The organism is Castellaniella sp. (assembly GCF_049651205.1).
In the GTDB taxonomy this organism is placed as follows: domain Bacteria; phylum Pseudomonadota; class Gammaproteobacteria; order Burkholderiales; family Burkholderiaceae_B; genus Castellaniella.
In genome coordinates this window covers 39,834-65,435 of sequence record NZ_JBASBR010000011.1, presented here as the reverse complement: position 1 = coordinate 65,435, position 25,602 = coordinate 39,834, and the positions used below count along the sequence as shown (strand labels likewise).

The following is a 25,602-nucleotide window of genomic DNA, read 5'->3' as shown; positions in this document are numbered from 1 at the left end:
GGCCTGCCGCATAATCCCCCCGCCCAGCGTCACTCTGCCCTGCCGAGTACGCCGGGCGGCATTTCCGTCTGAAGTCCTCTTTTCATGTTTCTAAACGGCTATGGCCCACTTTTGCTGGCTGGCACCTGGGTGACCATCCAGCTGGCGATCCTGTCTCTGCTGGTTGCCATTGGCCTGGGTCTGCTGGGTGCCTGGGCAAAACTGTCAGAGGCTTGGGGTGCCAGAGTACTGGCTACCGCCTACACCACGCTGATCCGTGGAGTACCTGATCTGGTGCTCATGCTGCTGATTTTTTTCAGCCTGCAGATCTACCTCAATGACGTCACGGATCTCCTCGGCACCGACCCCATCGATATCGACCCCTTCGGGGCCGGTGTGCTGACCCTGGGTTTTATCTATGGCGCTTATTTTGCCGAAACCTTTCGCGGTGCATTCATGGCGGTACCGCATGGCCAACTCGAGGCCGCCACGGCCTACGGAATGCGCGAATTCCAGGTGTTTCGCCGGGTACTGTTTCCCCAGATGATGCGCCATGCCTTGCCAGGCATCGGCAACAACTGGCAGGTGCTCCTGAAATCCACTGCCCTGGTGTCCCTGATCGGCCTGACAGACCTGGTTAAAGTGGCCCAGGATGCCGGCAATGTCACGTTTCGAGTGTTTCTGTTCATCAGCATCACGGGCCTGATCTATTTGATGCTCACGACCGTATCCAACGGCGTGCTTTTCTGGTTGTACAAACGCTATAACGTCGGTGTTCGCGAGGCCCTCCTATGATGGATGTCCTCGAGCAATTTTGGCGTGCCTACCTATTCAGCAGTAACGGCAGCTTCTCAGGCATGGCCATTACCTTGTGGCTGCTGGTGCTGTCCGTCTCCACGGGCTTTTTCATTTCTATTTTTTTGGCAGTAGGCCGGGTCTCTTCACGAAAATGGCTCTCGGTGCCTCTGTGGATATTCAGCTATGTGTTCCGCGGCACTCCGCTGTATGTCCAGATTCTGTTTATTTATGTGGGCATTTACAGCTTGGATTTCGTCAAGGGCGTGCCACCACTGGCCACTTTTTTCCAAAACGGCTTTAATTGTCTGGTGGTGGCGCTTACCTTAAACACGGTTGCCTACACCACCGAAATCTTCGCTGGTGCTATCCGCGCCACCAACGCCGGCGAAATCGAAGCTGCCCGGGCCTTCGGCATGACACGCTTTGCCCTGTATCGCCGCATCATCCTGCCATCCGCCCTGCGCCGGGCCCTGCCCGCCTACAGCAATGAAGTCATCCTGATGTTGCATGCCACCTCGCTGGCGTTTACCGCCACGGTACCCGACATCCTCAAGGTTGCCCGGGATGCAAACTCGGCCACCTATCAAACCTTTGCTTCGTACGGGATTGCTGCCGTGCTTTATCTGGGTCTTTCATTTACCCTGATTGGTATCTTCCGCTGGTACGAGCACCGTACACTGGCCTATCTGGCTACCCATCGATAAGAACATGTCCAAACTCGACGTACTCAATATCCACAAGCGCTACGGCGATAACGAAGTCCTCAAGGGCGTTTCCTTGCAGGCCAATGCGGGCGACGTGATCTGTATCCTCGGCTCCAGTGGCTCGGGAAAATCCACATTTCTGCGCTGTATCAACTTTCTAGAGAAACCCAACAAGGGCTCGGTGTCCCTTAACGGCGAAGAGCTGAAAATCGTGCATGACAAGCACGGTGAGCCCCACGCCGCCGACCTCGACCAGCTTCGCAGGCTACGATCCAAACTAGCCATGGTGTTCCAGCACTTCAATCTGTGGGCACACATGAATGTCCTGGGCAATGTCATCGAAGCGCCCATGCAGGTGCTTAAACTGAGCCGCGCAGAAGCCACCGAACGCGCCCGACACTACCTGGCCAAGGTAGGGCTGGATCCCAGAACTGAAACACAATACCCATCTTCTTTGTCTGGCGGCCAACAACAGCGCGTTGCCATTGCCCGGGCGCTTGCAATGGAGCCCGAAGTGATGCTGTTTGACGAACCCACCTCTGCACTGGATCCGGAGCTGGTAGGCGAAGTACTGAAGGTTATGCAGAAATTGGCCGAAGAAGGCCGCACGATGCTGGTTGTTACCCACGAAATGGGATTTGCCCGCAATCTGGCCTCACAGGTGATGTTTCTGCATAAGGGTGTTGCCGAAGAAACTGGCACACCTACCGACATCTTCGACAATCCTCAGAGCCCGCGCTTACAGCAGTTTTTGTCAGGTAATCTCAAATAGGCAGGCGAGGGCCTTTGCCACCCTCAGGCAGCTCACCTGTCAGAGCTGCCTAAAGAGCCTGATCAGAACCGCAGCCGCATCTGCCGATGCTCAATCCCTGCGTCCATAAAGGTTTCACCCTCTTCGACAAACCCGTGGCGTGCATAAAAGGGCCGGGCCTGCAGCTGTGCGGCCAGCACCACTTGGGTATCGCCGCGCTGGCGCGCGGCATCCATCAGGGCATTCAGTAATAAAGACCCTACCCCGGCACCCCGCCACGGGCGGCGCACCGCCATCCGACCAATATGGCCATCAGGCAGCAAGCGGCCTGTACCCAGCGCCTGTCCGTCACCTGCGTATGCCACAGCGTGCACACACTGTGCATCCTGAAGATCCATCTCTTCTGCCGGGGGGACGCCTTGCTCGCGCACAAAGACTTCAAGGCGAATCGGACCGGCTATATCGCTGAGTTCGTTCCAGGTGCCGGTGATGACCACGGGTGCCTGCTTGGCTCGCATACCGGGCCTGGCACCCTCTTGGCTGGCCACTGCCGGGCCCGTCAGGCTAAAGGCCAGCACCTCTGGGAGCCATTGGGAAAAATCAGAAAGTCCATGATCGCTGCCCTCGATGACATGTTGCCGGGCACCCGAAAAGCGTTCTTGCATCTCACGCCAATCCAGTACCTCATCTCCGGTGGCCGCCAACAAAAAGTAACGCTCCGGGTGCGTCAACTCTGGAATATCTGCTTCTGCCCGAGCCAGTTCATCCACGTATTCAGGCAGAAATTCGAACGCATGGTTGCCATGAAAAGTACGATGTGACCCTACCTGAGTGGCCAAATCCCGCGAGGCATGCACCACGGGATTTAGCAGTACGGCGCGACACCCCAGTTGCTCGGCCAGCCAAGTGGCATAAAACCCACCAAGCGATGAGCCAATGACGGTGAGTGTCTCGGCATTTGCCAAGGCCTGCCGGGCCAATGCCAGGCCCAGCCGCATGGCGGCGGCCGGGCTGGCCGGCAACTGCGGGCAGCACCACTGCGTGGCCAGGCCCCGATCAGCCAGGGCCGCAGCCAGCAAACTGGATTTAAAGGACTCTGGTGAAGACCGGAACCCGTGCAAATAAAGAATCATCGCCTCAGACACCCAATGTACGGATGGCTGCCGCAACCCCGGCGCCGTAGGCAGGATCTGCCTGGGTGCAATGCTGAATATGCACGGCCTGCACCTCCGGCGTCACCCCCGCGATGGCTCGGGCGGTATTGTCAAAAAGCGCTTGCTGCTGCGCTGGTGTCATCAAGCGAAACAAATCACCAGGCTGCGAAAAATAATCGGTGTCTTCACGATGGTTCCAGTGATCTGCTGCCCCCTCAAGGCTGAGTGGCGGCTCTTGGAATTCGGGCTGTTCCTGCCACTGGCCCGAGCTATTGGGCTGATTGCCTGTCAGGCCGCCATAGTTACCATCCACCCGCATCGCGCCGTCCCGGTGAAAGCTGTGATACGGGCAACGAGGCGCATTGACCGGGATCTGGTGATGATTGACCCCCAGGCGATAACGCTGGGCATCTCCATACGAAAACAGGCGGGCCTGCAGCATGCGATCGGGCGAGAACCCGATACCAGGCGCCACGTTGGCAGGCGTAAAGGCGGCCTGCTCAACCTCTGCAAAGAAATTTTCCGGGTTGCGATTAAGCTCGAGAGTACCAACTTCGATCAGGGGATAATCACCATGAGGCCACACCTTGGTGAGATCAAATGGGTTGAGATGATACGCACTGGCCTCGTGCTCGGGCATGATTTGCACGAAGAGTGTCCAGCGCGGAAACTCTTGGCGTGCAATGCTTTCATATAAATCACGTTGGGCACTTTCACGATCACGCCCAATCAGTTCGGCTGCTTCAGCGTCTGTCAGGTTGCGAATCCCCTGCTGCGACTTGAAATGAAACTTTACCCAACAGCGCTCTTGTTGCGCATTAATAAAACTGAAGGTATGGCTGCCAAATAAATGCATATGACGGTGATCTGCAGGGATACCGCGATCGCTCATCACGATGGTGATCTGGTGCAGGGCCTCAGGCAGGCCTGTCCAGAACTCCCAATTATTTTGGGCACTACGCAAGCCAGTACCCGGGTCACGTTTCACTGCGTGGTTCAGATCAGGGAACTTGAGCGGGTCTCGAAAAAAGAACACTGGTGTGTTGTTGCCCACTAGATCCCAGTTGCCTTCTTCGGTGTAGAACTTCATGGCTACACCGCGAATATCACGCTCGGCATCTGCCGCGCCACGCTCTCCAGCCACTGTCGAAAAACGGACAAACACGGGGGTTTGCTTGCCGACCTGCCCGAATACCTTTGCCCGGGTATAGCGGGTAATGTCCTGGCTGACAGTAAACGTGCCATAGGCGCCCGTACCTTTCGCATGCATCCGGCGCTCGGGGATCACTTCACGATCGAAGTGCGCGAGTTTCTCGAGTAACCACACATCCTGCAGCAGTGCCGGCCCACGAGCACCCGCAGTGAGGATGTTTTGATTGTCGACCACCGGCGCACCGGCGGCTGTCGTCAGTTTCTTCATGGAATTCTCCTGGTGACAAGATTGATCATGGCCTTGAGTGCAAAGTCCATACCCTCAGTTTGAGCCATCCCTGACAGGCAGTCTAAACAAGATTTAAATATTGATAAAATTGATTCTCTATTATCGATTATTAGATAAATACTATCAGACAGAAATCCACATAAAAACCCGGGGCTTGGATACACATCCAAGCCCCGGGAATTTTAAAACCTGCTACCGGGCGATTCGCCCAATCTCAGTGTCAGGCCGATTCGCGCTGGCTACGGCGGCGCTCGTGTTCTTGCAAGAAGCGTTTACGCAAGCGAATGGACTTGGGCGTGACTTCAACCAGTTCATCATCAGAGATGAACTCGACGGCGTACTCAAGATTAAGCGCAATCGGTGGCACCAGATCGATGTGTTCGTCCTTGCCGGACGCCCGCACATTGGTGAGTTTCTTTTCTTTGATGGGGTTGACCACCAGATCATTGTCACGCGAGTGGATCCCAATGATCATGCCTTCATACACAGGATCCTGGGGAGACACGAACATGCGACCGCGCTCTTGCAGCTTCCACAAGGCGTAGGCCACTGCCGTGCCATCATCCTGGCTGATCAGCACACCATTGCGACGTTCGCCGACACCACCTTCGCGTACAGCAGCATAATCATCAAAAATGTGGCTCATCAGGCCCGTACCGCGGGTCAGGGTCAGGAACTCGCTCTGAAAACCGATCAACCCACGGGCCGGGATTCGGTACTCGAGGCGGGTACGGCCACGGCCATCCGGCACCATATCCTGCAAATCACCTTTACGACGGCCCAATTCTTCCATCACGCCGCCCTGGTGGCCGTCTTCAACGTCTACCGTCAGGAGCTCATAAGGTTCGCACCTGACGCCGTCGATCTCTTTGTACATCACGCGCGGGCGCGACACGGCCAGTTCATAGCCCTCGCGACGCATGTTTTCCAACAGAATCGTCAAATGCAGCTCGCCACGACCACACACCTCAAATACAGTGTCATCGTCTGTGTCGTTTACCCGCAAGGCCACATTGGACTTCAGCTCCCGATCCAGACGATCACGCAGCTGGCGGCTGGTGACAAACTTGCCTTCGCGTCCAGCCAAAGGCGACGTATTCACCATGAAGTTCATCGTCAAGGTAGGCTCATCGATATGCAGCATGGGCAGCACTTCGGGGTTGGCCGGATCCATCAGCGTGCAGCCGATCCCGATCTCTTCAATCCCGTTGATCAAAACAATATCGCCAGCTTCGGCGGAATCCACAAGCTCGCGATCCAGGCCCTTGAACTTGAGTACCTGGTTGATGCGACCCTTGAAGGTCTCACCCTCCGGACCAAACATACCCACCACATCCTGGCCCGCATGCAGGCGGCCACGGTTGATCCGGCCCACGCCGATCTTGCCCACGTAACTGCTGTAATCCAAAGAAATGATCTGGAACTGCAAGGGGCCATCGGCATCATCATCACGCTGAGGCACATATTGCATGACCGCGTCAAACAGGGGCCGCATGGTGCCCGATCGCACATCGCTGTTCAGGCCTGCATAGCCGGCCAAGCCAGATGCGTAGATCACCGGGAAATCCAGCTGCTCTTCGGTAGCGCCCAGCTTATCGAACAAATCGAAGGTGGCATTCACTACGTAATCGGGACGCGCGCCCGGGCGATCCACCTTGTTCACCACAACGATCGGCTTCAAGCCCAGGGCCAATGCCTTGCGGGTGACAAAGCGGGTTTGCGGCATCGGGCCTTCAACAGCATCCACCAGCAGCAACACGCCATCAACCATCGACAGCACACGCTCTACCTCACCACCGAAGTCCGCGTGTCCCGGGGTATCGATGATGTTGATATGCGTCCCTTCGTACTCGACCGCACAGTTCTTGGCCAAAATGGTGATGCCGCGCTCGCGTTCGATATCGCCGGAGTCCATGACCCGCTCGGACACCTGTTGGTTGTCGCGAAAGGTGCCGGACTGCCGCAGCAGCTGATCGACAAGAGTGGTTTTGCCATGGTCGACGTGGGCGATAATCGCCACGTTACGCAAAGCTCGCTTCATAGGATGTTTTCCTCGGTAGTGACACTTGCCGGACGCAGGCCGTCAGGCAAGGCGTGTAAAGGGATCAGCGCCGACTGTGGCGCGGGCATGGCCTGCAAGGCCTCCAGCCCAATGGCCTGCTCGATCGAAAAAGGCCCGATCGCGGTGCGACGCAAGGCTGACAGATGGCCGAAACACCCCAGGTGACGGCCAATATCCTGAGCCAAGGTACGCACATACGTGCCTTTGCTGCAATGCACCCGCACCCGCGCCTGATTGCCTTCGCAACTCAGCACGTCAAGGGCATGAATCGTGATCTGACGCGGAGGGCGTTCAAGCTCGATGCCCTGGCGAGCGTATTCGTACAGCGGCTTGCCATCGCGTTTCAAGGCAGACACCATCGGCGGAATCTGCTGGATTTCTCCCCTGAAAGACACCAAAACGTCCTCCAGCTGGGTGGTGGTCACTGCTGGGGTCTGCTCGAATCGCGCCACGATATGGCCGGTCAGGTCACCACTGTCGGTTTCTTCACCAAAGGTGATGGTGGCGTCGTACACCTTGTCGGCCTCCAGCATGGCAGCCGAAATCTTGGTCGCACGACCAAAGCAACAAATCAGCAATCCGGTGGCAAAAGGATCCAGCGTACCGGTGTGGCCCGCCTTGCGGGCATCCACAGTTCTTTTGGCACGCTGCAATGCGTGATTACTGGAGAGGCCCTCCGGTTTGTCCAGCAACAGGACACCGTCGAGCATCTGCCCGCGTCGGGAAGCCATCGTTCAATCCGTCCAGATGAGTGACGACTGCCCTATCAGGGCTGGCCGTCCGGGTCTTCGAGCTCGGGAATCTCCGACACGCCCGCTTGGGGGCGATTGGCCCGATCGATGAGTTGTGTGAGTTCGATCCCGCGCGCCAGCTGCACGTCGTGCACAAAACGCAGCGTCGGAACCGTATGAATCTGCAGCATCTTGAAGAGCTGCGAATGCAACCAGCCCGCTTTGCTGTTCAAGGCCTGGGCTGCTGTATCGGGTTCTGCTCCCAATACCGTGAAATACACTTTTGCATGGGCGTAGTCGGCCGATAGATCAACCCCTGTCAGGGTGATCAGGCCAGCCTGAGAGACATCCAGTTCGCGCTGCACCAGGGCCGCCAGATCCTTCTGGATCTGGTCGGCCAGCCGGGTATTGCGGCCTGGATTTGGTTTGGTTTTATGACGACCCATGACAGATAGCCCTCACTTACAGTGAGCGGGCAACTTCCTTGATTTCAAAGACTTCGAGTTGATCACCGACCTCGATATCATTGTTGCCCCGGAGCGTGATCCCGCAATCAAAGCCAGACTTGACTTCTTTGACGTCGTCCTTGAAGCGGCGCAGGGACTCGAGCGTACCCGACCAATGCACCACATGGTTGCGCAGCAGGCGAACCTGAGAATCGCGCTTGACCAGGCCTTCGAGCACCATGCAGCCGGCAATATTGCCCACCTTGGATACGGTGAAGATCTCGCGGATCTCGACGAGGCCGATGATTTCTTCGCGTTTCTCGGGTGCCAGCATGCCGGACAAGGCATTTTTGACGTCGTCGATAGCGTCGTAAATGATGTTGTAGTAGCGCAGATCGATTTCGTTGGTTTCTGCCAGTTTCTTGGCAGACTGATCGGCACGGACATTAAAGCCGATCACCACGGCACCCGACGCGATCGCCAGGTTGACGTCGCTCTCGGAGATACCGCCCACCGCAGCGTGCACCACCTGTACGCGGACTTCGTCCGTGGACAGTTTGACCAAAGACTGCACCAGGGCTTCCTGTGAACCCTGCACATCGGTTTTGACGATCAGGGGCAAGGTACGAACACCCTCACCCAGGTTGTCGAACATGGACTCAAGCTTGGCAGCCTGCTGGCGTGCCAGCTTGACGTCGCGGAACTTGCCCTGACGGAACAAGGCGATCTCACGTGCCTTGCGCTCGTCGTTGAGCACCAGCACCTCGTCTCCGGCGGCCGGCACTTCGGCCAGGCCCTGGATCTCGACCGGCGTAGACGGGCCGGCCTCGGCGGTGGGTTTGCCCGTATCGTTGAGCATGGCGCGAACCTTACCAAAGGCCACCCCGGCCAGCACCGCGTCGCCGCGATGCAGCGTACCGCTTTGCACCAGGATGGTGGCCACAGGCCCGCGACCTTTGTCCAGACGGGCTTCGATCACGATGCCCTTGGCCGGCGCATCTACCGGCGCCTTGAGTTCGAGGATTTCGGCCTGCAGCAGGACATTTTCAAGCAAATCATCCACACCTTGCCCGGTTTTGGCGGACACCGAGATAAACGGCACATCGCCGCCGTATTCTTCGGGCACGACTTCTTCGGCAACCAGCTCTTGCTTGACGCGCTCGGGATTGGCCTCGGGCTTGTCGATCTTGTTGATGGCCACAACCAGCGGCACGTTGGCCGCCTTGGCGTGGTGAATGGCCTCGCGAGTTTGCGGCATCACGCCGTCATCGGCGGCAACCACAAGAATGACGATATCCGTGGCTTGTGCACCGCGTGCCCGCATGGCCGTAAAGGCTTCGTGGCCCGGAGTATCCAGAAAAGCCACTACGCCGCGATCGGTTTTGACACTATAGGCACCAATGTGCTGCGTAATCCCGCCTGCTTCACCCGTAGCTACCTTGGTGCGACGGATGTAATCCAGCAGTGAGGTCTTGCCGTGGTCGACGTGGCCCATCACAGTCACCACAGGTGCGCGAGGCAAGGCTTCGGCTTCGTTGGCTTCGGTGTCGGCCAGGAACGCCTCGGGATCGTCCAGCTTGGCTGCAATCGCAGTATGCCCAAGCTCTTCGACCACAATCATGGCGGTTTCCTGATCGAGAATCTGGTTGATGGTAACCATCTGGCCCAGCTTCATCAGGTGCTTGATAACTTCTGCCGCCTTCACTGCCATCTTGTGGGCCAAATCAGCCACCGAGATGGTCTCGGGGACATGAACCTCGCGGGCGATGAATTCGACTTGTTGCGGCTCTTGGTGATGCTCTGCGTGACGACGGCCTTGCTTGCGCCCGCCCTTGCCACCACGGCCAGACTTGTTGCCAGAGCGCCAGGCGTCTTTGCTGGTGCCAGCCGACAGCGTATCGGCCTTGGACGGCTTCTTGCGAGCGTCGTTGGACCAACTGGAAGACACATCCGCTGCCTTGATGACTTTCTTGCCTTCGGACTCTTTCTTGGCCACACTCTTGCCCGCAGGTTTATGCAGGGTTTTAGAGCTGGATTCTTCGGGCTCGGCCGCGCGCAACACTTTGCGCGGCTGACGCATCATTTCACGCAATGCAGCGGCCTCTGCCTCTGCTGCCTTGCGGGCACGATCCCTATCGGAATCCGGTGCCGCCGGCGCGCGGCGTGCCTTGCCCGGTGTCGCGGCAGGTGCCGCCACGGGTGCAGAGGAAGCCTCTGGACGCGAGGGGCTGCGCCGTGCAGGCACGGCATCAGAATGTGTTTTTGAACGAGATGCGGCAGACGTCTCGGCAGGCGCAGCCTGCTCGACGACGGGGGTTTCACTCACGATAGTCGGCTTTGTATCAGTAGGAGGTGCTTCAACGGCGCCCGGTTGAGCCACATCGGCCGCTGCAGGCTGCTGCGCGACAGGCGTGGCTTCTGCAGACGGCGCGTCTGCGCGGGATTCGGGCGTGGCATTTGTCTGATCTGCGGGTGCAGGCCCTGTATCCGCATCGGTGACAGAGGCTGGTGCAGCAGGTGTCTCGGCGACCGGAGCAGCTTTGGCTGGTTCGGAAACCGGTTCAGAGATTTCAGCGGGCTGCTCTTGTGCCAGTTTTACAGAGTCATCAACCACTGGGGTGGCTGTGGCTGAAATGGCTTCTGGCTCAGGCGAAGAAGGGGCCTCTGCCGCCTGGGCAGGCTCGCCCGCAGCCGCAACGGCCTCGGCTCGTGCAGCGTCCAGCAACTCGGTACGATCTCGCTTGACCAGCACCCGCTTCTTGCGAACCTCAACTTGAATGGTCCGTGACTTGCCGGTGCTGTCAGCCTGATGGATCTCGGAGGTCTTGCGGCGTGTGAGCACTACCTTTTTGCCTGATTCTGCCCCGCCGTGCGAGCGACGCAGTGACTCGAGCAAGGCACTTTTATCAGCCTCGGTCACGTCTGCATTCACCGTATCGAGCTGGACACCGGCCGAGCGGAAATGGTCCAGCAGGACGTTGGCAGGCATGTTCAGTTCTTCGGCGAATTGGGCGACGGTGTTACTCGGCATTCGACTCTCTCTTTAACTTCGTTAAGGGGCGCGATGGGGTGCGATGCGACAAGACCTCAGGCTTTGTCGTCTTCGAACCAATGGGCTCGCGCCTGCATGATCATGTCACTGGCAGTTTCTTCAGACAGACCGGTGAGTTCGGCCAGTTCGTCTGCGGCTAGTTCGGCCAAATCATCCAGTGTCGTGATCTCGTTTTCGGCCAGTTTGGCAACCAGCGGGGCATCCATGCCCTTGATCTCCAACAGATCACGGGCTGTTTGTACACGTTCTTCTTGAGCGATGGCTTCGGTGAGCAAGGCATTACGTGCCCGCGTACGAAGCTCGTTGACGGTTTCTTCGTCGAAGGCTTCGATATCCAGCAGCTCTTGCATAGGCACATAAGCGACTTCTTCGAGGCCGGTAAAGCCTTCGTCAATCAAAATATCGGCGACTTCTTCATCTACATCCAGCCTGGTGATAAAGGCATGGCGCAAGGCAGTACGCTCGACATCCTGACGATTCTGACTTTCTTCAGGCGTCATGATGTTGATCTGCCAGCCGGTAAGCTCGGACGCCAGGCGGACGTTTTGACCTCGCGCACCAATCGCCTTGGGCAGGTTTTCTTCGTCGACCACGACATCCATGGCATGTTTGTCTTCGTCGACCAGAATGGACTCGACATGTGCCGGCGCCAATGCACCGATAACGAACTCGGCCGGATCATCTGCCCACAGAACGATATCAACTTGCTCTCCACCGAGCTCGTTGCGCACAGCGGTGACGCGAGAACCGCGCATGCCCACACACGTGCCGATGGGATCAATACGCTTATCGTACGCCACGACGGCAATCTTGGCACGCACACCGGGATCCCGGGCGGCCGCCTTGATTTCGAGCAAGCCTTGCTCGATCTCGGGCACTTCGTTGTCAAAGAGCTCGCGGATGAAATCGGGTGAAGTACGTGACAGAATCACTTGCTGGCCGCGTGCCGTGTGATCCACCTTGAGCACCCAGGCCCGGACGCGGTCGCCCGAGCGGATGTTTTCTTTGGGGATCATCTCGGATCGGGGCAAACGGGCTTCGACCTTGCCGATTTCGATGATCGCATCTCCTTTGTCGAGCCGCTTGACGGTACCCGAGACAATGGATTCGCCACGATCAAGGAAATCGTTGAGCACCTGCTCGCGCTCGGCGTCACGGATCTTTTGCAAGATGGCTTGCTTGGCCGCTTGCGCACCGATCCGGCCAAACTCGATGGGCTCAAGAGGCTCTTCGATGTATTCGCCGATCTCGATGCCAGGCACGATATCCTGGGCATCGGTGAAGAGCTCCTGCGCATCAGGCTCTTGAAGCCCGGCTTCGTCGGGCACAACCAGCCAACGGCGAAACCCTTCGTGCTCGCCGGTCTGGCGATCGATAGCTACGCGAATATCCACGTCTTCTTTGAAGCGCTTTTTCATGGCAGAAGCCAGAGCGCTTTCGAGTGCGTCAAACACGACATCGCGTTCGACGTTTTTTTCACGCGCCAAGGCGTCGACCAATAGAAGAATTTCGCGACTCATCGCTTCTTACCCTTGAAATCGAGAACAGGATCCAGGTGAGCCCGGTCCACATCGTCAAAAGAAAATGGCAGCGTCTGCAACTGCCCGGCCTGGTCTTCGTACTCCAGACTGAGCTGGGAGGGGTCATCCTCCGACGTGCGCAAAATGCCGGTAAATACCTTGCGGGATTCAATCGCCTCATGAAACCGAAGCTCGATGCGTTGGCCCGCAAACCGTTGGTAATCATCCAGACGACGCAAAGGGCGGTCGACACCAGGAGAACTGACTTCCAGGCGCTTGTAGTCGATGTTCTCGACTTCAAACACATGAGACAGCTGGCGTGAGACTTGTTCGCAATCGTCGATACGGACACCTTCAGGACGATCAATGACCACACGCAACAGCCCCAGGGGCGCGCGCTCGACATCGACCAGTTCTATATCAAACCCAAGCAAAGCCTGCTGGGTGACAGCAAAGATATCCGCCATAAATTCCAAAAAAAAGGGGCTGTCCAGCAGCCCTTTGTTTACCTTGTGGCTTGCACCAAAAGGCCGATTCAGGAACCGCCAAAGACCCGCGACTAATCTGGCATTACCTTAATAAAAGGCAAAACCCCAGACTAGGCAGGCCTTCGGGGGACACAGCACTTGTATGTGCTGTAAAGCCTTAGATTATAACAGCATTTCTGTGTTTACATAAGGATTTTTAATGTTTCAGCACCTTGGGTTAACGGGCGCGCCCCACCCGGCCCAACTGTGATTCATGAGCATGCGCACCAGAGGGTTGGTGCTCGCTGCCGCCCTGACGACGTGGCTTGGCAGCACCCCGATTTTGCTTTTGGCCCGAAGCCTTTTGCCCTTTGGGTTCTGGACCACCCGCTTTGTGACTGGCTGGCCGTGGCGGCCGGCCGCCTGGCGCACGAGAAGGACGATCGGCGGCAGGGCCCTGGGCAAACTCTGCCGGTGCCTGGGAATCTGCAGGTTTGGCACTCCGGCGAGGTTTACCCGGACGGGCTCCTTGGGATTTTGGCCGAGAAGGCTTGTGGTTGCCCGCGCCCTGAGGCGCCTGGACATTTGCCCCCTGAGGCCTGCCTGGCCGGCCCTTACGAGCCGGCTTACCGCCTTTTTGTTCGCGCTCCGCGGTGGGGTGCCCGTTAGCCAGACCGCCGCTGATCAGCAAGCCTGGTGTAAAGGGATCAATGGTGCTGCGTCGCCCGCCGGACACACGCCCGCGCCGGTTGATGCGTGCACCGTTTTGACCATTTTGGCCAGGCGTACCAAAACCCGGAGGCAAGGCACTGGCATGCGACAGCGGCTGGCGCTCAGCTTGCTCGTCGGCATCATCGGCCGCGCGGATCAAGCCAAGATGCACCATCAGGGCCCCCACCAAGCGCTCGTCGAGCTCATCCCAACGGCCACGGCGCATATTGCTAGGCAACATGACTTCGCCAAAACGGGTACGGATCAGACGGCTGACGGTGACTCCGGCAGCCTGAAACATGCGTCGGACTTCGCGGTTGCGCCCCTCGGACAAGGTGACGCGATACCAGCGATTGCTGCCCTCGCCGCCGATATATTCCAGTGAATTGAACTGTGCCATGCCATCCTCGAGCTGGATGCCAGTGGTGAGCTCGGCCTGTTTGGCCTCATCGAGCTCGCCCAGCACACGCACGGCGTATTCACGCTCGGAGCCATACCGGGGGTGCGAGAGACGATTGGCCAACTCGCCCGAGGTTGTAAAGATCAGCAGGCCTTCAGTATTGAGATCCAGGCGACCCACCGACAACCACTTGCCACTGCGAATACGCGGCAAGCGTGCGAATACGGTTGCCCGCCCTTCGGGGTCATCGTGCGAAACGATTTCGCCTGCCGGCTTATGGTAGAGAATCACACGCGGCAACTTCCCGGCCTTGGGACGAGACACCAGGCGTCCGTTGACCCGTACTTTATCGTTGGGCCCAACCCGTTGCCCCACATGGGCGGGCTCGCCATTAACCGACACGCGCCCGGCAACGATGAGATCTTCCATGTCGCGCCGCGAGCCAACACCGGCTTCGGCCAGCACCTTGTGCAACTTGGGCATCAGCGCATCGGTGTTGAGATACGGATCAAGGTGATGTTGTGCCTGATGAGTATCACTGAGATAAGACAAGGCACGATCTGCTTCTTCGGGTGAACCGGCATCTACTTGCGGAACATCAGCCTCTGTTCCCGGATTGGCGGCGGCATCCCCCCGACGACGACGAAACGGTGTGCGCAATTTCCGCCCACCTCGTGAGCGCCCTGAGGGCCCACGCTCTTTGTTCCCGGCCTCTTTGGGCGTTGCGGGAGAATCCGGTACGGCTGCGGGTGTCGTTTCGAGTTCTGCTGTCATGGGGTTCGGTGACTCCTTCACAAAATTCTGTTCATTATTGAGCGGCTTCCCGGGTGTCGGGATCAGCCAATATCAGGTCGCCCAGAACCTGCTCGGGTTCTGTGTTTTCGAGAGACGGTAGTTCATCCAATGCACGCAGACCGAGGTCTTCAAGAAAACGCCGCGTGGTACCCAACAGCGCCGGGCGCCCGGGAGCATCCCGGTAGCCCAGTGTTTCGATCCAGCCTCTGTCTTCGAGAGTGCGAATAATTTGAGCAGATACCGTCACACCCCGGATATCTTCGATATCACCCCGGGTAACGGGCTGGCGCCAGGCGATGATCGCAAGGGTTTCCAGCACGGCACGCGAGTATCGAGGTGGTTTTTCAGGGTTTAGGCGCCCCAAATAATGCTGCATGTCAGGACGGCTTTGAAACCGCCAGCCATTGGCCAGTTGTTTGAGCTCGAGGCCTTTTTCTTGCCAATCAAGCTGCAGGGCTGCCAGATGGCGCCGGACATCGTCCCCGGAAATCGTGTCATCGAAGAGCCCACGTAACTGGGCAATCGATAAAGGTGCATCCGCGCACAACAAGGCGGTTTCTAGTACCCGCAAGATTTCCGTTTCCGTCATTTTATCCTGATCCAAGAAGGTTTGCTTGCTTTATTTTCGCAGACTATGCTATAGTTATGTTCTTCAGACGCGGGGTGGAGCAGTCTGGTAGCTCGTCGGGCTCATAACCCGAAGGTCATAGGTTCAAATCCTATCCCCGCAACCAAACAAAAGTAAGGGCTTGCCAGGTTATTTGGCAAGCCCTTAACTTTTGGCTTGCAGGCACAGACTGCACAAAAAACTTGCACAAAAATAAGCAAGTGCCGAAAGCATAAAAGAACCGCCAAAGCACTTTCGGACTCACCCAAAACAGGCTTGCCAAAAAGCGCTCCGGCGGTTCGGGGCTCTCGAACAAGAGAGTAAACTGGCTGGGAAATTATGTCTGGCGACAAAGCGCCATAAAATATCGATGAACAGACAAACCTGGTATTGATGAACAGACACATTCCTATTTTGCCCGCGGATAATCTGATCAAATCGCTGCCACGTCCTGTGTTTGGCCATGTGGACAGCCAGCCCAATATGATTATTCCCGGCCCGCATCAACATCCCTGGTGTCAGCTGACCTATGCCCTGCAAGGCCACCTACAGGTCTGGACACCGTATGCCCGATTTATCGCCCTCCCGCAGCGGGCTGTGTGGATTCCTGCAGGCGTGCAGCATCAGGTTCATGAATCATCGCCGGCAGAAATCCGCAGCCTGTATCTGGATGGCGCAGCATTGGGGCTGAACTGGGCTGCTTGCCGTGTCCTGGCTATCGACCCTTTGCTGCAAGAGCTGATCCGCCGCTTCAGTACAGTCCCGATAGAGTACGATCTGGCAGGCCCCGATGGGCGCCTGGCTCAGGTGCTGGTAGACCAGCTGGCCACCAGCCCTGATGCCGGCCTTGTGCTGCCATGGCCATCCGACCCGCGACTGCTGGCCTTGTGCAAGCAACTACATCACCAACCTGACGAAGCACCCACCCTGGCGCAATACAGCCGGCAACTGGGGCTTTCTGAAAAAACACTGACCCGCCTGTTTTTGCAACAAACGGGCCTAGGGTTCAGGTTATGGCGCCAGCGCGCCCGCCTGGTGCATGCCCTGCCCCGCCTCGAACGCGGCGAGCGCATCACCGATGTGGCTTTAGCCTGTGGCTACGAAAGCCTGTCTTCTTTTATTGCCGCGTTTAAAGAGCATACGGGGCAGACGCCCCGCGAATTTGCCTTGCGCAACCAGCAAAGCCACGCTAATACCTGACCCGCCACACAGGCCAATCAGGCTTTAGCCAGCAAAATCAGAATTCGTCGTCAAATACCACGCCTTCGTCGGTACGACGCATCACACCCACCTTGTAAGCCGCAATATCCTGCTCTTGCGGAGAAGCCTGGGTTTTGCTGATGTTCAGCCATTTCTCCATGTACTTGAGCGGGTTGGACTGCGGAAACTCGTAGCGGTCGGTCTGGATGCCCACAGTGTTGTAGACGTCCTTGGCGCAATAGAGTGTCCAGGCCGCCAGGCGATCTTCGTTCATGCCAACAAGTTCGCGCCCTTCGGAGAACAGGTATTGAATCCAGTCGAGCTCACTATCTACAACTTCGGCGATCAAGGCCTCAATTTCAAAGTGGCATTGTTCAAAGGCCTTACGACCACGTTCTGTACGCAGCTCGTGGTGCAGCACTGCACGGTCAAGCTCGGCATGGATTTCAAGCTCATCCTGGGCGATTTTCTGGATCGCCTTGCCGATGGGCTGGAACATACCGGTATCACAGATGGCAAACGTGACGGCAAATGAAGCCATGAACTGGATGCGCTCCATGCAGAACAGCGCCACCACCATCATGAACACCGTGTTGTAGGTGTCCTGATCATTGGGAAGTTCGCCCAATGCGTATTTGTGGGAGGCCGCATAGCCATCGCCAAACGCTTTGACGACCCGTGATAGTCGGGCATGCGCCTGCTCGACACTGAGGATTTCGTCGATGATGGCTGTGGGGTCATCAAAGGAATTGCGAACAATCTCGGAATAGGTAGCCGCGTGAACGACCTCGTTGTCGGAGATACGCTGCCAGGCAGCCCAGAGCTCGGATGAGGTGATAAACGGCGCCAGTACCGGTGCAATGGCGCGCGAGGCCACGCTGTCGGCCTCCCATTGCCACGCCAGCGTCTTGACCATCATGTCGTATGTGGCGCGCGGGCAGTTTTTGAAGTCGGCGTTGCAGGAGGAGTAATCGAACTCGTTTTCGTCCCAATCGAGCGATTTCTGGGTTTTGTACAAGGACCAGATCTCTGGATAGTGACGATTGATGGTGTCAAACAACCCTTGCTTTTCGCCCAGGAACAGCAAAGGTTTGGCGTAATCCTGCTTGTTGTAGTTGAAGACGTTATCAGACATTGCAGCTTCCAGAAAATAATGAGACACACACTGGCTCAGCGCCAAGGGTGCCGTGCCAGCGCAGCAGTATGTGGGTTACAGGGTGCAGCCGCCCTCGCAAACGGGATCATCGGGATCGGGTTCGCCATGGGTAACTGCTTGTGCCTGTGGCAGGCTGATGCCGGATACCGCCAGTTTGACAAAACCTTGTGCCGCCGGGAAATCCGCTACTTTTTTCATGCCCGCAGAGGTTTTCTGGTTCATGTAGTACTTGGACTTCAGACCCATCTTGACCCGGTAAAGGTAGTTCTGGATCATCTCGGTGGACTCGATGCTGGCATCGCCAATAACCTTGCGGTAGAAGTCGGCGGAAATGCCTTGGTCTGTCCATTTCTGGATGATCGCGTAGATATCGGTCATATCCTCGGTGGGGACATCCCAGGCGGATTCGTACCATTGGCCCAGAGTATCACCCTCGGGGGCGGCCCAGTAATTAACCCGCTGATTATCCGTCTTGATCATGGTGAGCTCGCGGATTGGATACACGCCGTTGGTGGTACCAGACGAGTTGGCCGAGGTTTCTGTGGGCATGTGCGCCGCCACCACCGAGTTGCGGATCCCGCCATTGGCGACGATTTCAGCGCGCAGGGCCTCCCAGTTGTAGTGATTGTTGAAATCGGCAATCTTGTCGATGTTGCGATTGTAGGTATCGGTGGGCAGCCAGCCGGCCGGCCATTTGGTTTTGTGCATCCAGGGGGCATTGCCCAGTTCGCGGCCCAGCTGCAGGCTGGCCCGTACCAAATGATAATAATGCCGCTCGGCAATCCAGTGGATGAACTGCTTGCCCTCGGGCTCGGTGTAGCGCTTGTGATTTTTGGCCATCAGGTGTGCCACACCCAGCATACCCACACCCGCATTAAGACGTGCCTTGGAGGTTACCCCAACGTGCGGAAGTTCGTAGTCGGCCAGGTGAATGCATTTGTCGATCATCAACAAGGCGTAATAGGCCACTTCCTCGTATTGCTCGTCAGACTCGATGTTGGAGACGACAATACCCGCCAGGTTGCAGGTGGCGACCTCGGGAGACGAACGACGCTCGATGCGCGCAATGACACGGCCATCTGACAGCACATCGCCCGCCACGAGGTCTTCGAGGTACACCGAACCGCGCTGAGTATCCACTGCACCCGTGCCAGGCTGCAAGGTGTGCAGATGGCCGTCGACATCGGCAAACTCGACAAAGGAGATATCGGTGGTTTGATAGAGCTCGGTGATATGGTTGTATGGTGCCGTGGGCAGTGCAATCTCAGAGCACAGATTGGAGCTGTAAATGGTGTTCTTGAACGGCGTGTGGCGGTTCATCTCATAGATATTGTGCTCGTAGACGCGCCCAGTTTCGTTCCACTCGTTGATTGCCGTGATCAGAAGCTCGCGTGCGTTGACGGTTTGCTTCTTGAATGTGGGGTCTTGCTCGTATTTGGTATAGAGGGCCTCGAAGCGGGCCTCATCATCGCTGTACAGCGCATCGTAAAGATCGGGCGCTGTATGGCAATTAAACAGGAAGACGTCTTCGTTGCGCGCCACCTTGCGGGCAAAAAACCGGTTGCCACCCCACGAATAATCCATCCCTCGGATCTTGCGATCTTCGGTGGACATGGGGTTTTTCAGGCGCAGCAAGGTATCGACTTCAGGGTCGAAGATAGAAAAATAACTGGTGCAGGCACCACCACGGCCATTTTGCAGATTGGCCTTGATCTCGGCGACAACCGCGCGCAGATAAGGCAGCTTGCCCTGGTGGCGGATGACACCCCCACGAACCGGATCGTTGACAGAGCGCGTTTGCAGGTAGGAACCAATACCTGCACTCATGTATGTCATGGTGTTGGCAATGTGATTACCGACGGCAATCGAGCGGGCGGAGTCGCCTGATGCATACAGACAGCAACTGGCGTACCCACGCAGCGGAGTACCTAGATTGATGTGATTGGGCGTGGGGGCATTAATGCGGTTTTTGGAGAGATGCTCGTAGAACTTGGCCACGTCACGCATGCGACGCTCGCGGGGCTGATTGACTGCCAGCGCCATGGCCATGCGCATATAAACAAACTGCGGGGTTTCGTAATGTATGCCCTTGACGCGATCGGAGATAGCGTACTTGGACCGATGCGTATGGATCTGGTAGTGAGCGTATTCGAAATCACGTGTGTGATCGATCATGCCCTCGACCTGGAAATATTCTTCTTCGGAGTAGTCGAGGAGCTCCATGTAGCCAAGCTTTTGCAAACGCCGGTGCAGCGTGAGCACCGTGGGGAAAGCACCATCACAGACGTCTTTGAGCTCTTTTTGGGCAAGTGCTGCATACAATCGGCCTGCCATGCGGTTATACGACCAGGTATCAGCGTCAAGGCAATGGCGGATCAGTTGAATTTGGAGGAACTCGGACGAGCACTCCTCGGGCATGTTGGTGACTGTTTCGAGCACCACGGACGGCCAGTCGACGCGGTCACCCAGCGAGGTGGCGCCCCACTCACCCCAGCCGTTTAATTTTGACGGAATGAATGGCTCTTTGCGTCCATCACGCTTGATAACGGTCTTGATCATGGGAGTAGTCTTCTTTTGTATGGTGGATAAAGAAAGTTGGTGTCAGGCACGCCTACGCGACACCAAATCTTGTGTATATCCTACACGAAACACACCAGATGTTGTGCTTCAAAAATTGTCTCAAAGACACGCAAAAGAGGCCGAAAAAATGAAAAGCAAGGCGGGACAAGGCTTTGCAGACGCGATGATTCAGCAAATTTTTTATTTCTAAATGTTTCGGTTTGGCAGCCCCGCCAAAACACAGCCAAGACAAAGACTATCTTGACCTCTACAGTGGCGCAACGTCAATAAAAACGCGTTTACCAGAGTACGAAAAACAACCACCAGGACCATAAAAAAGGCAGCAGGCCTGCAGCCACGGAAACCACTATGGCCAGGCGACGACGCAACTGCCGGGTACGCAATCCGGCCACCCGCCAGACAAGACGCAGGCTCCAGGCCAACGCCAGGCCCAGCAAGGTAAACCGCAAGGGATTCGCCCACCAGGTAGGTACCCCCTCGTGTTGCAACAAAGTCAGTGTAGTGGCCGACAGACCCAGAAACACACCAATCCCGGCCAAGGGGATCAGCCCTTGTGCCAGCTTATGCACACCCTCCAGACGGCTACGCATCAGCTGGCCCATTGCATTGCGCACGCCGGGCCGTTGACAAACGGGCAAGCAGCGGCTTGCCATCATCAGGCCCACAAAAATCGCGCCCCCCACCACCAGGGCTGCGCCAAAGATAAATACCAAAATGACAGCCCCATCCAACCAGCTGAAACTGTCGTTGACCTCAGGATAGTGAGTAAGCAGGAACCAGGGGGCATTATCCGTGAGCGGCCAGTAGATGTCCCGGTTGACCAGCCAGGTAGCCGCACCCTGCTTGAGCGTAACAAACCAGGGACTGGCACTCCATAAGAAAGCACCCACCGCCAAGCCCATCATGCCAAAAACGATCAGCACGGTTTGCCAGCCATTGCCCTCTGCGACATGGACAATTTCGGCTTCGGGTGACCGTGGTGACAACGTGATTGCACCCCGATAATCGCTGCAGCGCCCGCACATATGACACTCGGCCGCACCCTGCATATGACGCAGAGGCAGCAGTGGTGCACAGTTGATGGTCTCGGTGCGCCGCACAGGGGCACGCCAAGCCTCGGCGTCCACCCGATAATACCAAGGCGCCAGTTTTGCCAATACATTGAAGACACCATTGACCGGGCACAGGTATTTGCACCAGACTCGTTTGTTGCGCCCGTACAGATAGCCCACAACCATCGCCGCAATAGTTGATCCCCCCAAGACGGCCGCCACGGCCCACGGGTACTGATAAACACTGACCAGTTGACCATAGATGGTGGTGAGGCTGAAGGCCACAAAAGGCCACCCACCCCAGCGTATCCAACGGGGGATGGCACCGCCTCGCCCATGCCGGCTGGCCCACTCGGTGAGTGTGCCTTCGGGGCAAAACAGCCCGCACCAAGCGCGTCCCAGCAAAGGGATGGAAATCAGCACAAACGGCCACCAGACGCCCCAGAAGGCAAACTGGGCAACGATGGTCAGATTATTGAAAACCGAGGCTGTGCGATCAGGCAGCGGCAACGCTGCCGGCACAATCAGCAAGGCCAGATAAATACCCACAATGACCCATTGCATGATACGGATGGCCCGCTGATGATCACGCAGGAAATCACCCACACTGGCCACGCGCGCGCGCCAGCCGTATCCGCGAGAAGCAGCCTCTAACACGCTACCCCCGTATGTTGCAGCCCACGGCGCACTGCACGCCCCTGTTGCCAAACCACCGCCTGCCCCGCGTAAAACATCAGGATGACGCCGCGACTGATGTACGGTTGGCGCGCGGCGCCGGCGACGGCGCTGAGCGACGCAACAATGTCAGCACACCCACCCAATACAGCCCCAGAACAAGCACCTGGGACAGAGCCGGATACGCCCGATAACCAGCGAAATCCGCCAGCACCTTGCCAAGCACACTATCAGTTGTCAGCCAGGCGCTGCTATCCCAGACAGGATCGATCAACGTGGGTAGCACGCCAAGGGAAATCAGGCGATCAGTGGCAGACACCAGCAAGGCACCGGCCAGTAGCAACAACAGGATCTCGGTGACCTTGAAAAACCGCCGCCAAGTGATGATGCGCCCACCCAGCTGCAGGAGCCAGAAGGTGAATAACGCAACGAGAAAACCCGCCAGCCCCGCCAGTACCATTGATATCACTTGCCCAGTCTGTTGCGATGACAAAATGGTGCCATACAAAAACACCACGGTTTCACTGCCCTCGCGTGCAACGGCAATCATCACCAGTATCAGCAGGCCCCACCAGTGGTTTTGATCCAGTTGCTCTGAGGCACCGGATTCAAGCGCCCGTTTGAGGCCACGACCATGGCAGCGCATCCAGACCACCATTTGCACAACCAACCCGCAAGCCACCAGAGCCATCACCGTCTGGAACCACTCCTGGCCGATATCCGACAACCAGGATGCCAGCCCCAGCAAGACCAGTGCCAGCGCCATGGCAAGCAGCAGACCTGCCCCCACCCCACCCCACAGCCAGGGCAACCCGCGGCGCCCTTCGGGTGAGGCTTTCAGCCAGGCATACAAAATACCAATCACCAGCAGAGCTTCGACGCTTTCGCGCCAGACGATGAAGGCTACTTGTTCCATGAGACTGGTCCAGACGAGGGATTCAAGGTTTGGGAAGAACGATCAGGGTGCCTTTCACCTGCGGATGAAAGTCATCAAAAAACGGATATTCGCCTGGCCGGGAAAGGTTTAAAACCACAAACGAAGTAACCCCTGGCCCCAGCACTTTCTCTTTGCGCAGGGGCAGGCTTTCAAACTCGACAGCCTGGGTGCTTTCATTGACCAAAATGATCTTGAAGCGCCCGGCAGGAACTTCCAGCTTTGAGGGCTGAAATGTACCATCAGATTTGAACGTCAGGGTATAGACCGGCATCTCGGCTCGCGCAGCAGATAACGGCGCCAGACAAGTCACCAACAGTGTCAAGCCTAACGCCAGCCAGCGTCCGTGCATCTCAGTACCCGCCCTTCTTGCCAGTTCCGGCAAAGACAAAGTCGTACTTCACTTCGAAAGTTTTAAACCAGGGAGCCACACCAGTTTCTTTGTCGACATGGCGGCCAAAATGATTGCTGGGCGCAGTTTCAGGTGAGCCAACGATAAAAGTGAGTTTGTATTTCCCGGGACCTTCAAGCTTGACGTTGTCGCCATAATGAGGGCCATCATTGGCCACCATGGGCATCAGGTCGCCCTTCAGAATTTTGTCGCTGCCCTGCTTCTGAAGCACATACTGAATATTGAGGTACGGAGCCCATGCACCTTCGGGCAAGCCATTTTTGTTATCGGCCGTCGCATGGATATCGGCCTCAAGGTGAACGTCGGAATCTTTGGCCGCACGCATCATGCCGTCGGGTTGCATCTCGACGGGCTGCAGATACACTGCGGCCACTTCAAGACCGCTGATTTCCTTGGGTTCGCCGATGGGGTATTCGGCAGCGATTGCCGATGTTGCCATACCCAGACCTGCCAACGTGATGAGCAACTTGCCGATCATATGAAAGACTCCGTAGTGATAAAAAAAGATGGTAAAGAGAATGATTCTCGTTATTTAACATCAAAAAACGGAGTACACGCAAGCACGAAAGGGGCTTGCAAAATAATTTTTTTGAGCGGCAAACCAGGCGCTGACCACCCTAGCAGCGCCTATCGTGCCATCACAGGATCTTCAGGGTTTCTTTTTTGAACCTGCAGGTGGTTGCCCTGGAAACGGGAAACCGGTGAACAGGTTGCGGGTTTGATCCTGCATTTGATCCTGCATTTGAACAAACACGTTTCGGCTTTGCTCGAGGTAGCTGTTCATCATGTTTTGCAAGGCTGGGGTTTGCAGGTTCATCAGCTGGGCCCAGGCTTCGGGGCCAAAATGCTGCTGATACACATCCTGTGACTGATCAGCCATACGATCCTGGATATCCATGAGGATCTGGATGTTTTGCTCGAGGAACGTGCCCATGACACCTTGCATTGCGTGCCCGTAAAACCGAATGATTTGCGCCAGGGCGGTGGCCGAGAACATCGGCACCCCGCCCGACTCTTCTTCGAGGATGATCTGCAGCAAAATGCTGCGAGTAAGGTCATCACCGCTTTTGGCGTCAACCACGCGAAAGACCGCGTTATCGAGCACCAGCTGCTTGATGTCAGACAGGGTGATGTACGCACTGGTTTGCGTATCGTAGAGCCGGCGGTTGGGGTATTTCTTGATTAATCGCTCGGCAGGTTTGGAAGACTTGTTTTGTGGCATTTGTTTAACCCATGTGCAGGCCGCCGTTTAGGGAGAAATCGGCACCTGTTGCAAATCCGGCATCGTCAGACGATAACCAGGCAACGATCGAGCCGATTTCTTCTGGGGTGCCTAAACGTTTGACGGGAATCGTGGCAACGATTTTCTCGAGGACATCTGGACGAATGGCACGCACCATATCCGTACCAATATAACCGGGTGAGATCGTATTGACAGTAACCCCCTTACTGGCGACCTCCTGGGCCAATGCCATCGTAAAGCCATGAATACCTGCTTTGGCTGTGGAGTAGTTGGTTTGCCCAAATTGCCCCTTTTGGCCATTGACGGAACTGATATTGATAATACGGCCCCACTGACGATCCACCATGTCGTCGATCACTTGCTTGGTGACGTTGAACAGGCTGTTGAGGTTGGTGTCGATGACGGCACGCCAGTCGTTTTGGGTCATCTTGCGAAAGACGCCATCGCGGGTGATGCCGGCGTTATTGACCAGCACATCCACAGGCCCAAACTGCTCTTTGATCTCGATGAAGGCCTGGACGGTGGAGTCCCAGTCGGAGACATTGCCTACAGAAGCATTGAATTTATATCCAAGGGCCGACTGCTGATGAAGCCATTTTTCGAAATCACGGCTGGGGCCGCAACCTGCCACGACGGTAAAGCCCTCTTTGGCTAGGCGCTGGCAGATCGAGGTGCCGATACCGCCCATACCTCCGGTGACGTAAGCCAGTTTTCCGCTCATGGGATTCTCCT

21 protein-coding genes, 1 tRNA gene and 2 pseudogenes are annotated in these 25,602 nt (G+C 56.8%); 5 read left to right on the top strand and 19 right to left on the bottom strand.

The window, feature by feature from the left end:
• The first annotated feature begins 84 nt into the window (after positions 1–84).
• The 3 genes from WA928_RS07010 to WA928_RS07000 are packed head-to-tail and all read left to right on the top strand — an operon-like array spanning position 85 to position 2,253.
• Positions 85–774, top strand: coding sequence for an ABC transporter permease (locus tag WA928_RS07010; protein WP_424301417.1), 690 nt, complete (start codon positions 85–87; stop codon positions 772–774).
• Entirely contained in the window at positions 771–1,481 is a 711-nt protein-coding gene (gene hisM, locus WA928_RS07005) for a histidine ABC transporter permease HisM (RefSeq protein ID WP_424301414.1), read from the top strand. Before WA928_RS07010 ends, hisM begins: the two co-directional genes overlap by 4 nt.
• A 4-nt stretch (positions 1,482–1,485) precedes the next feature.
• On the top strand, positions 1,486–2,253 hold the full coding sequence (locus WA928_RS07000) for an ABC transporter ATP-binding protein (protein ID WP_424301411.1): 768 nt from the start codon (positions 1,486–1,488) through the stop codon (positions 2,251–2,253).
• 62 nt (positions 2,254–2,315) lie between these two features.
• On the opposite strand, the gene WA928_RS06995 is transcribed toward WA928_RS07000, so the two are convergent.
• The 11 genes and pseudogenes from WA928_RS06995 to scpB all read right to left on the bottom strand — a co-directional run.
• Positions 2,316–2,630: a GNAT family N-acetyltransferase gene (locus WA928_RS06995; protein ID WP_424301563.1), complete on the bottom strand. Its 315-nt coding sequence runs from the start codon at positions 2,628–2,630 to the stop codon at positions 2,316–2,318.
• Between the two features lie 153 nt (positions 2,631–2,783).
• A pseudogene (locus tag WA928_RS06990) lies at positions 2,784–3,365 on the bottom strand (YqiA/YcfP family alpha/beta fold hydrolase); the annotation flags it as partial.
• A 4-nt stretch (positions 3,366–3,369) separates the two neighbouring features.
• Positions 3,370–4,806 (bottom strand): catalase, encoded by a 1,437-nt coding sequence (locus tag WA928_RS06985; RefSeq protein WP_424301408.1) that lies wholly within the window; start codon positions 4,804–4,806, stop codon positions 3,370–3,372.
• Between the two features lie 241 nt (positions 4,807–5,047).
• A complete protein-coding gene (gene typA, locus WA928_RS06980; RefSeq protein ID WP_424301405.1) occupies positions 5,048–6,868 on the bottom strand; it encodes a translational GTPase TypA in 1,821 nt (606 codons plus the stop codon).
• The gene (gene truB, locus WA928_RS06975) at positions 6,865–7,620 is read right to left on the bottom strand and encodes a tRNA pseudouridine(55) synthase TruB (RefSeq protein ID WP_424301402.1); all 756 of its coding nucleotides are present in this window, start codon (positions 7,618–7,620) and stop codon (positions 6,865–6,867) included. Before truB ends, typA begins: the two co-directional genes overlap by 4 nt.
• Before the next feature lie 35 nt (positions 7,621–7,655).
• The gene (gene rbfA / locus WA928_RS06970; protein WP_424301399.1) at positions 7,656–8,066 is read right to left on the bottom strand and encodes a 30S ribosome-binding factor RbfA; all 411 of its coding nucleotides are present in this window, start codon (positions 8,064–8,066) and stop codon (positions 7,656–7,658) included.
• A 16-nt stretch (positions 8,067–8,082) separates the two neighbouring features.
• The gene (infB, locus tag WA928_RS06965) at positions 8,083–11,097 is read right to left on the bottom strand and encodes a translation initiation factor IF-2 (protein ID WP_424301396.1); all 3,015 of its coding nucleotides are present in this window, start codon (positions 11,095–11,097) and stop codon (positions 8,083–8,085) included.
• Between the two features lie 56 nt (positions 11,098–11,153).
• Positions 11,154–12,638, bottom strand: a complete 1,485-nt coding sequence (nusA, locus tag WA928_RS06960; RefSeq protein WP_350380750.1) for a transcription termination factor NusA — start codon at positions 12,636–12,638, stop codon at positions 11,154–11,156.
• Positions 12,635–13,105 (bottom strand): ribosome maturation factor RimP, encoded by a 471-nt coding sequence (gene rimP, locus WA928_RS06955; RefSeq protein ID WP_424301393.1) that lies wholly within the window; start codon positions 13,103–13,105, stop codon positions 12,635–12,637. Before rimP ends, nusA begins: the two co-directional genes overlap by 4 nt.
• Positions 13,106–13,343: 238 nt before the next feature.
• Positions 13,344–14,990, bottom strand: a complete 1,647-nt coding sequence (gene rluB, locus WA928_RS06950; protein ID WP_424301390.1) for a 23S rRNA pseudouridine(2605) synthase RluB — start codon at positions 14,988–14,990, stop codon at positions 13,344–13,346.
• Positions 14,991–15,057: 67 nt separating this feature from the next.
• A pseudogene (gene scpB / locus WA928_RS06945) lies at positions 15,058–15,600 on the bottom strand (SMC-Scp complex subunit ScpB); the annotation flags it as partial.
• Positions 15,601–15,668: 68 nt separating this feature from the next.
• Between scpB and WA928_RS06940 the strand changes: the two are divergent.
• Positions 15,669–15,745, top strand: a tRNA-Met gene (locus WA928_RS06940).
• Positions 15,746–16,011: 266 nt separating this feature from the next.
• Complete coding sequence (locus tag WA928_RS06935; protein ID WP_424301387.1) at positions 16,012–16,818, top strand: AraC family transcriptional regulator; 807 nt, start codon at positions 16,012–16,014, stop codon at positions 16,816–16,818.
• 37 nt (positions 16,819–16,855) lie between these two features.
• Here WA928_RS06935 and WA928_RS06930 read toward each other — a convergent pair whose 3' ends face one another.
• The 8 genes from WA928_RS06930 to phbB all read right to left on the bottom strand — a co-directional run bounded on the left by WA928_RS06930 (position 16,856) and on the right by phbB (position 25,591).
• Complete coding sequence (locus WA928_RS06930) at positions 16,856–17,953, bottom strand: ribonucleotide-diphosphate reductase subunit beta (protein WP_424301384.1); 1,098 nt, start codon at positions 17,951–17,953, stop codon at positions 16,856–16,858.
• A gap of 75 nt (positions 17,954–18,028) precedes the next feature.
• Positions 18,029–20,533, bottom strand: coding sequence for a ribonucleoside-diphosphate reductase subunit alpha (locus tag WA928_RS06925; protein ID WP_424301381.1), 2,505 nt, complete (start codon positions 20,531–20,533; stop codon positions 18,029–18,031).
• Positions 20,534–20,832: 299 nt separating this feature from the next.
• The gene (locus tag WA928_RS06920; RefSeq protein ID WP_424301560.1) at positions 20,833–22,170 is read right to left on the bottom strand and encodes a 4Fe-4S binding protein; all 1,338 of its coding nucleotides are present in this window, start codon (positions 22,168–22,170) and stop codon (positions 20,833–20,835) included.
• 169 nt (positions 22,171–22,339) lie between these two features.
• Positions 22,340–23,197: an FTR1 family iron permease gene (locus WA928_RS06915; protein ID WP_424301378.1), complete on the bottom strand. Its 858-nt coding sequence runs from the start codon at positions 23,195–23,197 to the stop codon at positions 22,340–22,342.
• A 22-nt stretch (positions 23,198–23,219) separates the two neighbouring features.
• Positions 23,220–23,567 carry a cupredoxin domain-containing protein gene (locus WA928_RS06910; protein WP_424301375.1) on the bottom strand — a complete coding sequence of 116 codons (348 nt, stop codon included), beginning with the start codon at positions 23,565–23,567 and terminating at the stop codon, positions 23,220–23,222.
• 1 nt (position 23,568) lies between these two features.
• Complete coding sequence (locus WA928_RS06905) at positions 23,569–24,105, bottom strand: iron transporter (RefSeq protein WP_424301372.1); 537 nt, start codon at positions 24,103–24,105, stop codon at positions 23,569–23,571.
• 171 nt (positions 24,106–24,276) lie between these two features.
• Positions 24,277–24,849 carry a polyhydroxyalkanoate synthesis repressor PhaR gene (phaR, locus tag WA928_RS06900; protein WP_424301369.1) on the bottom strand — a complete coding sequence of 191 codons (573 nt, stop codon included), beginning with the start codon at positions 24,847–24,849 and terminating at the stop codon, positions 24,277–24,279.
• Positions 24,850–24,853: 4 nt separating this feature from the next.
• Positions 24,854–25,591, bottom strand: coding sequence for an acetoacetyl-CoA reductase (phbB, locus tag WA928_RS06895; RefSeq protein ID WP_424301366.1), 738 nt, complete (start codon positions 25,589–25,591; stop codon positions 24,854–24,856).
• Between the last annotated feature and the right edge of the window lie 11 nt (positions 25,592–25,602).

Bases quoted from the DNA above. Each gene is read 5' to 3' on its own strand.
- WA928_RS07010 (WP_424301417.1), top strand. From the start codon at position 85: ATGTTTCTAAACGGCTATGGCCCACTTTTGCTGGCTGGCACCTGGGTG.
- hisM (WP_424301414.1), top strand. From the start codon at position 771: ATGATGGATGTCCTCGAGCAATTTTGGCGTGCCTACCTATTCAGCAGT.
- WA928_RS07000 (WP_424301411.1), top strand. From the start codon at position 1,486: ATGTCCAAACTCGACGTACTCAATATCCACAAGCGCTACGGCGATAAC.
- WA928_RS06995 (WP_424301563.1), bottom strand. From the start codon at position 2,630: ATGGATCTTCAGGATGCACAGTGTGTGCACGCTGTGGCATACGCAGGT.
- WA928_RS06985 (WP_424301408.1), bottom strand. From the start codon at position 4,806: ATGAAGAAACTGACGACAGCCGCCGGTGCGCCGGTGGTCGACAATCAA.
- typA (WP_424301405.1), bottom strand. From the start codon at position 6,868: ATGAAGCGAGCTTTGCGTAACGTGGCGATTATCGCCCACGTCGACCAT.
- truB (WP_424301402.1), bottom strand. From the start codon at position 7,620: ATGGCTTCCCGACGCGGGCAGATGCTCGACGGTGTCCTGTTGCTGGAC.
- rbfA (WP_424301399.1), bottom strand. From the start codon at position 8,066: ATGGGTCGTCATAAAACCAAACCAAATCCAGGCCGCAATACCCGGCTG.
- infB (WP_424301396.1), bottom strand. From the start codon at position 11,097: ATGCCGAGTAACACCGTCGCCCAATTCGCCGAAGAACTGAACATGCCT.
- nusA (WP_350380750.1), bottom strand. From the start codon at position 12,638: ATGAGTCGCGAAATTCTTCTATTGGTCGACGCCTTGGCGCGTGAAAAA.
- rimP (WP_424301393.1), bottom strand. From the start codon at position 13,105: ATGGCGGATATCTTTGCTGTCACCCAGCAGGCTTTGCTTGGGTTTGAT.
- rluB (WP_424301390.1), bottom strand. From the start codon at position 14,990: ATGACAGCAGAACTCGAAACGACACCCGCAGCCGTACCGGATTCTCCC.
- WA928_RS06935 (WP_424301387.1), top strand. From the start codon at position 16,012: ATGAACAGACACATTCCTATTTTGCCCGCGGATAATCTGATCAAATCG.
- WA928_RS06930 (WP_424301384.1), bottom strand. From the start codon at position 17,953: ATGTCTGATAACGTCTTCAACTACAACAAGCAGGATTACGCCAAACCT.
- WA928_RS06925 (WP_424301381.1), bottom strand. From the start codon at position 20,533: ATGATCAAGACCGTTATCAAGCGTGATGGACGCAAAGAGCCATTCATT.
- WA928_RS06920 (WP_424301560.1), bottom strand. From the start codon at position 22,170: ATGCAATGGGTCATTGTGGGTATTTATCTGGCCTTGCTGATTGTGCCG.
- WA928_RS06915 (WP_424301378.1), bottom strand. From the start codon at position 23,197: ATGGAACAAGTAGCCTTCATCGTCTGGCGCGAAAGCGTCGAAGCTCTG.
- WA928_RS06910 (WP_424301375.1), bottom strand. From the start codon at position 23,567: ATGCACGGACGCTGGCTGGCGTTAGGCTTGACACTGTTGGTGACTTGT.
- WA928_RS06905 (WP_424301372.1), bottom strand. From the start codon at position 24,105: ATGATCGGCAAGTTGCTCATCACGTTGGCAGGTCTGGGTATGGCAACA.
- phaR (WP_424301369.1), bottom strand. From the start codon at position 24,849: ATGCCACAAAACAAGTCTTCCAAACCTGCCGAGCGATTAATCAAGAAA.
- phbB (WP_424301366.1), bottom strand. From the start codon at position 25,591: ATGAGCGGAAAACTGGCTTACGTCACCGGAGGTATGGGCGGTATCGGC.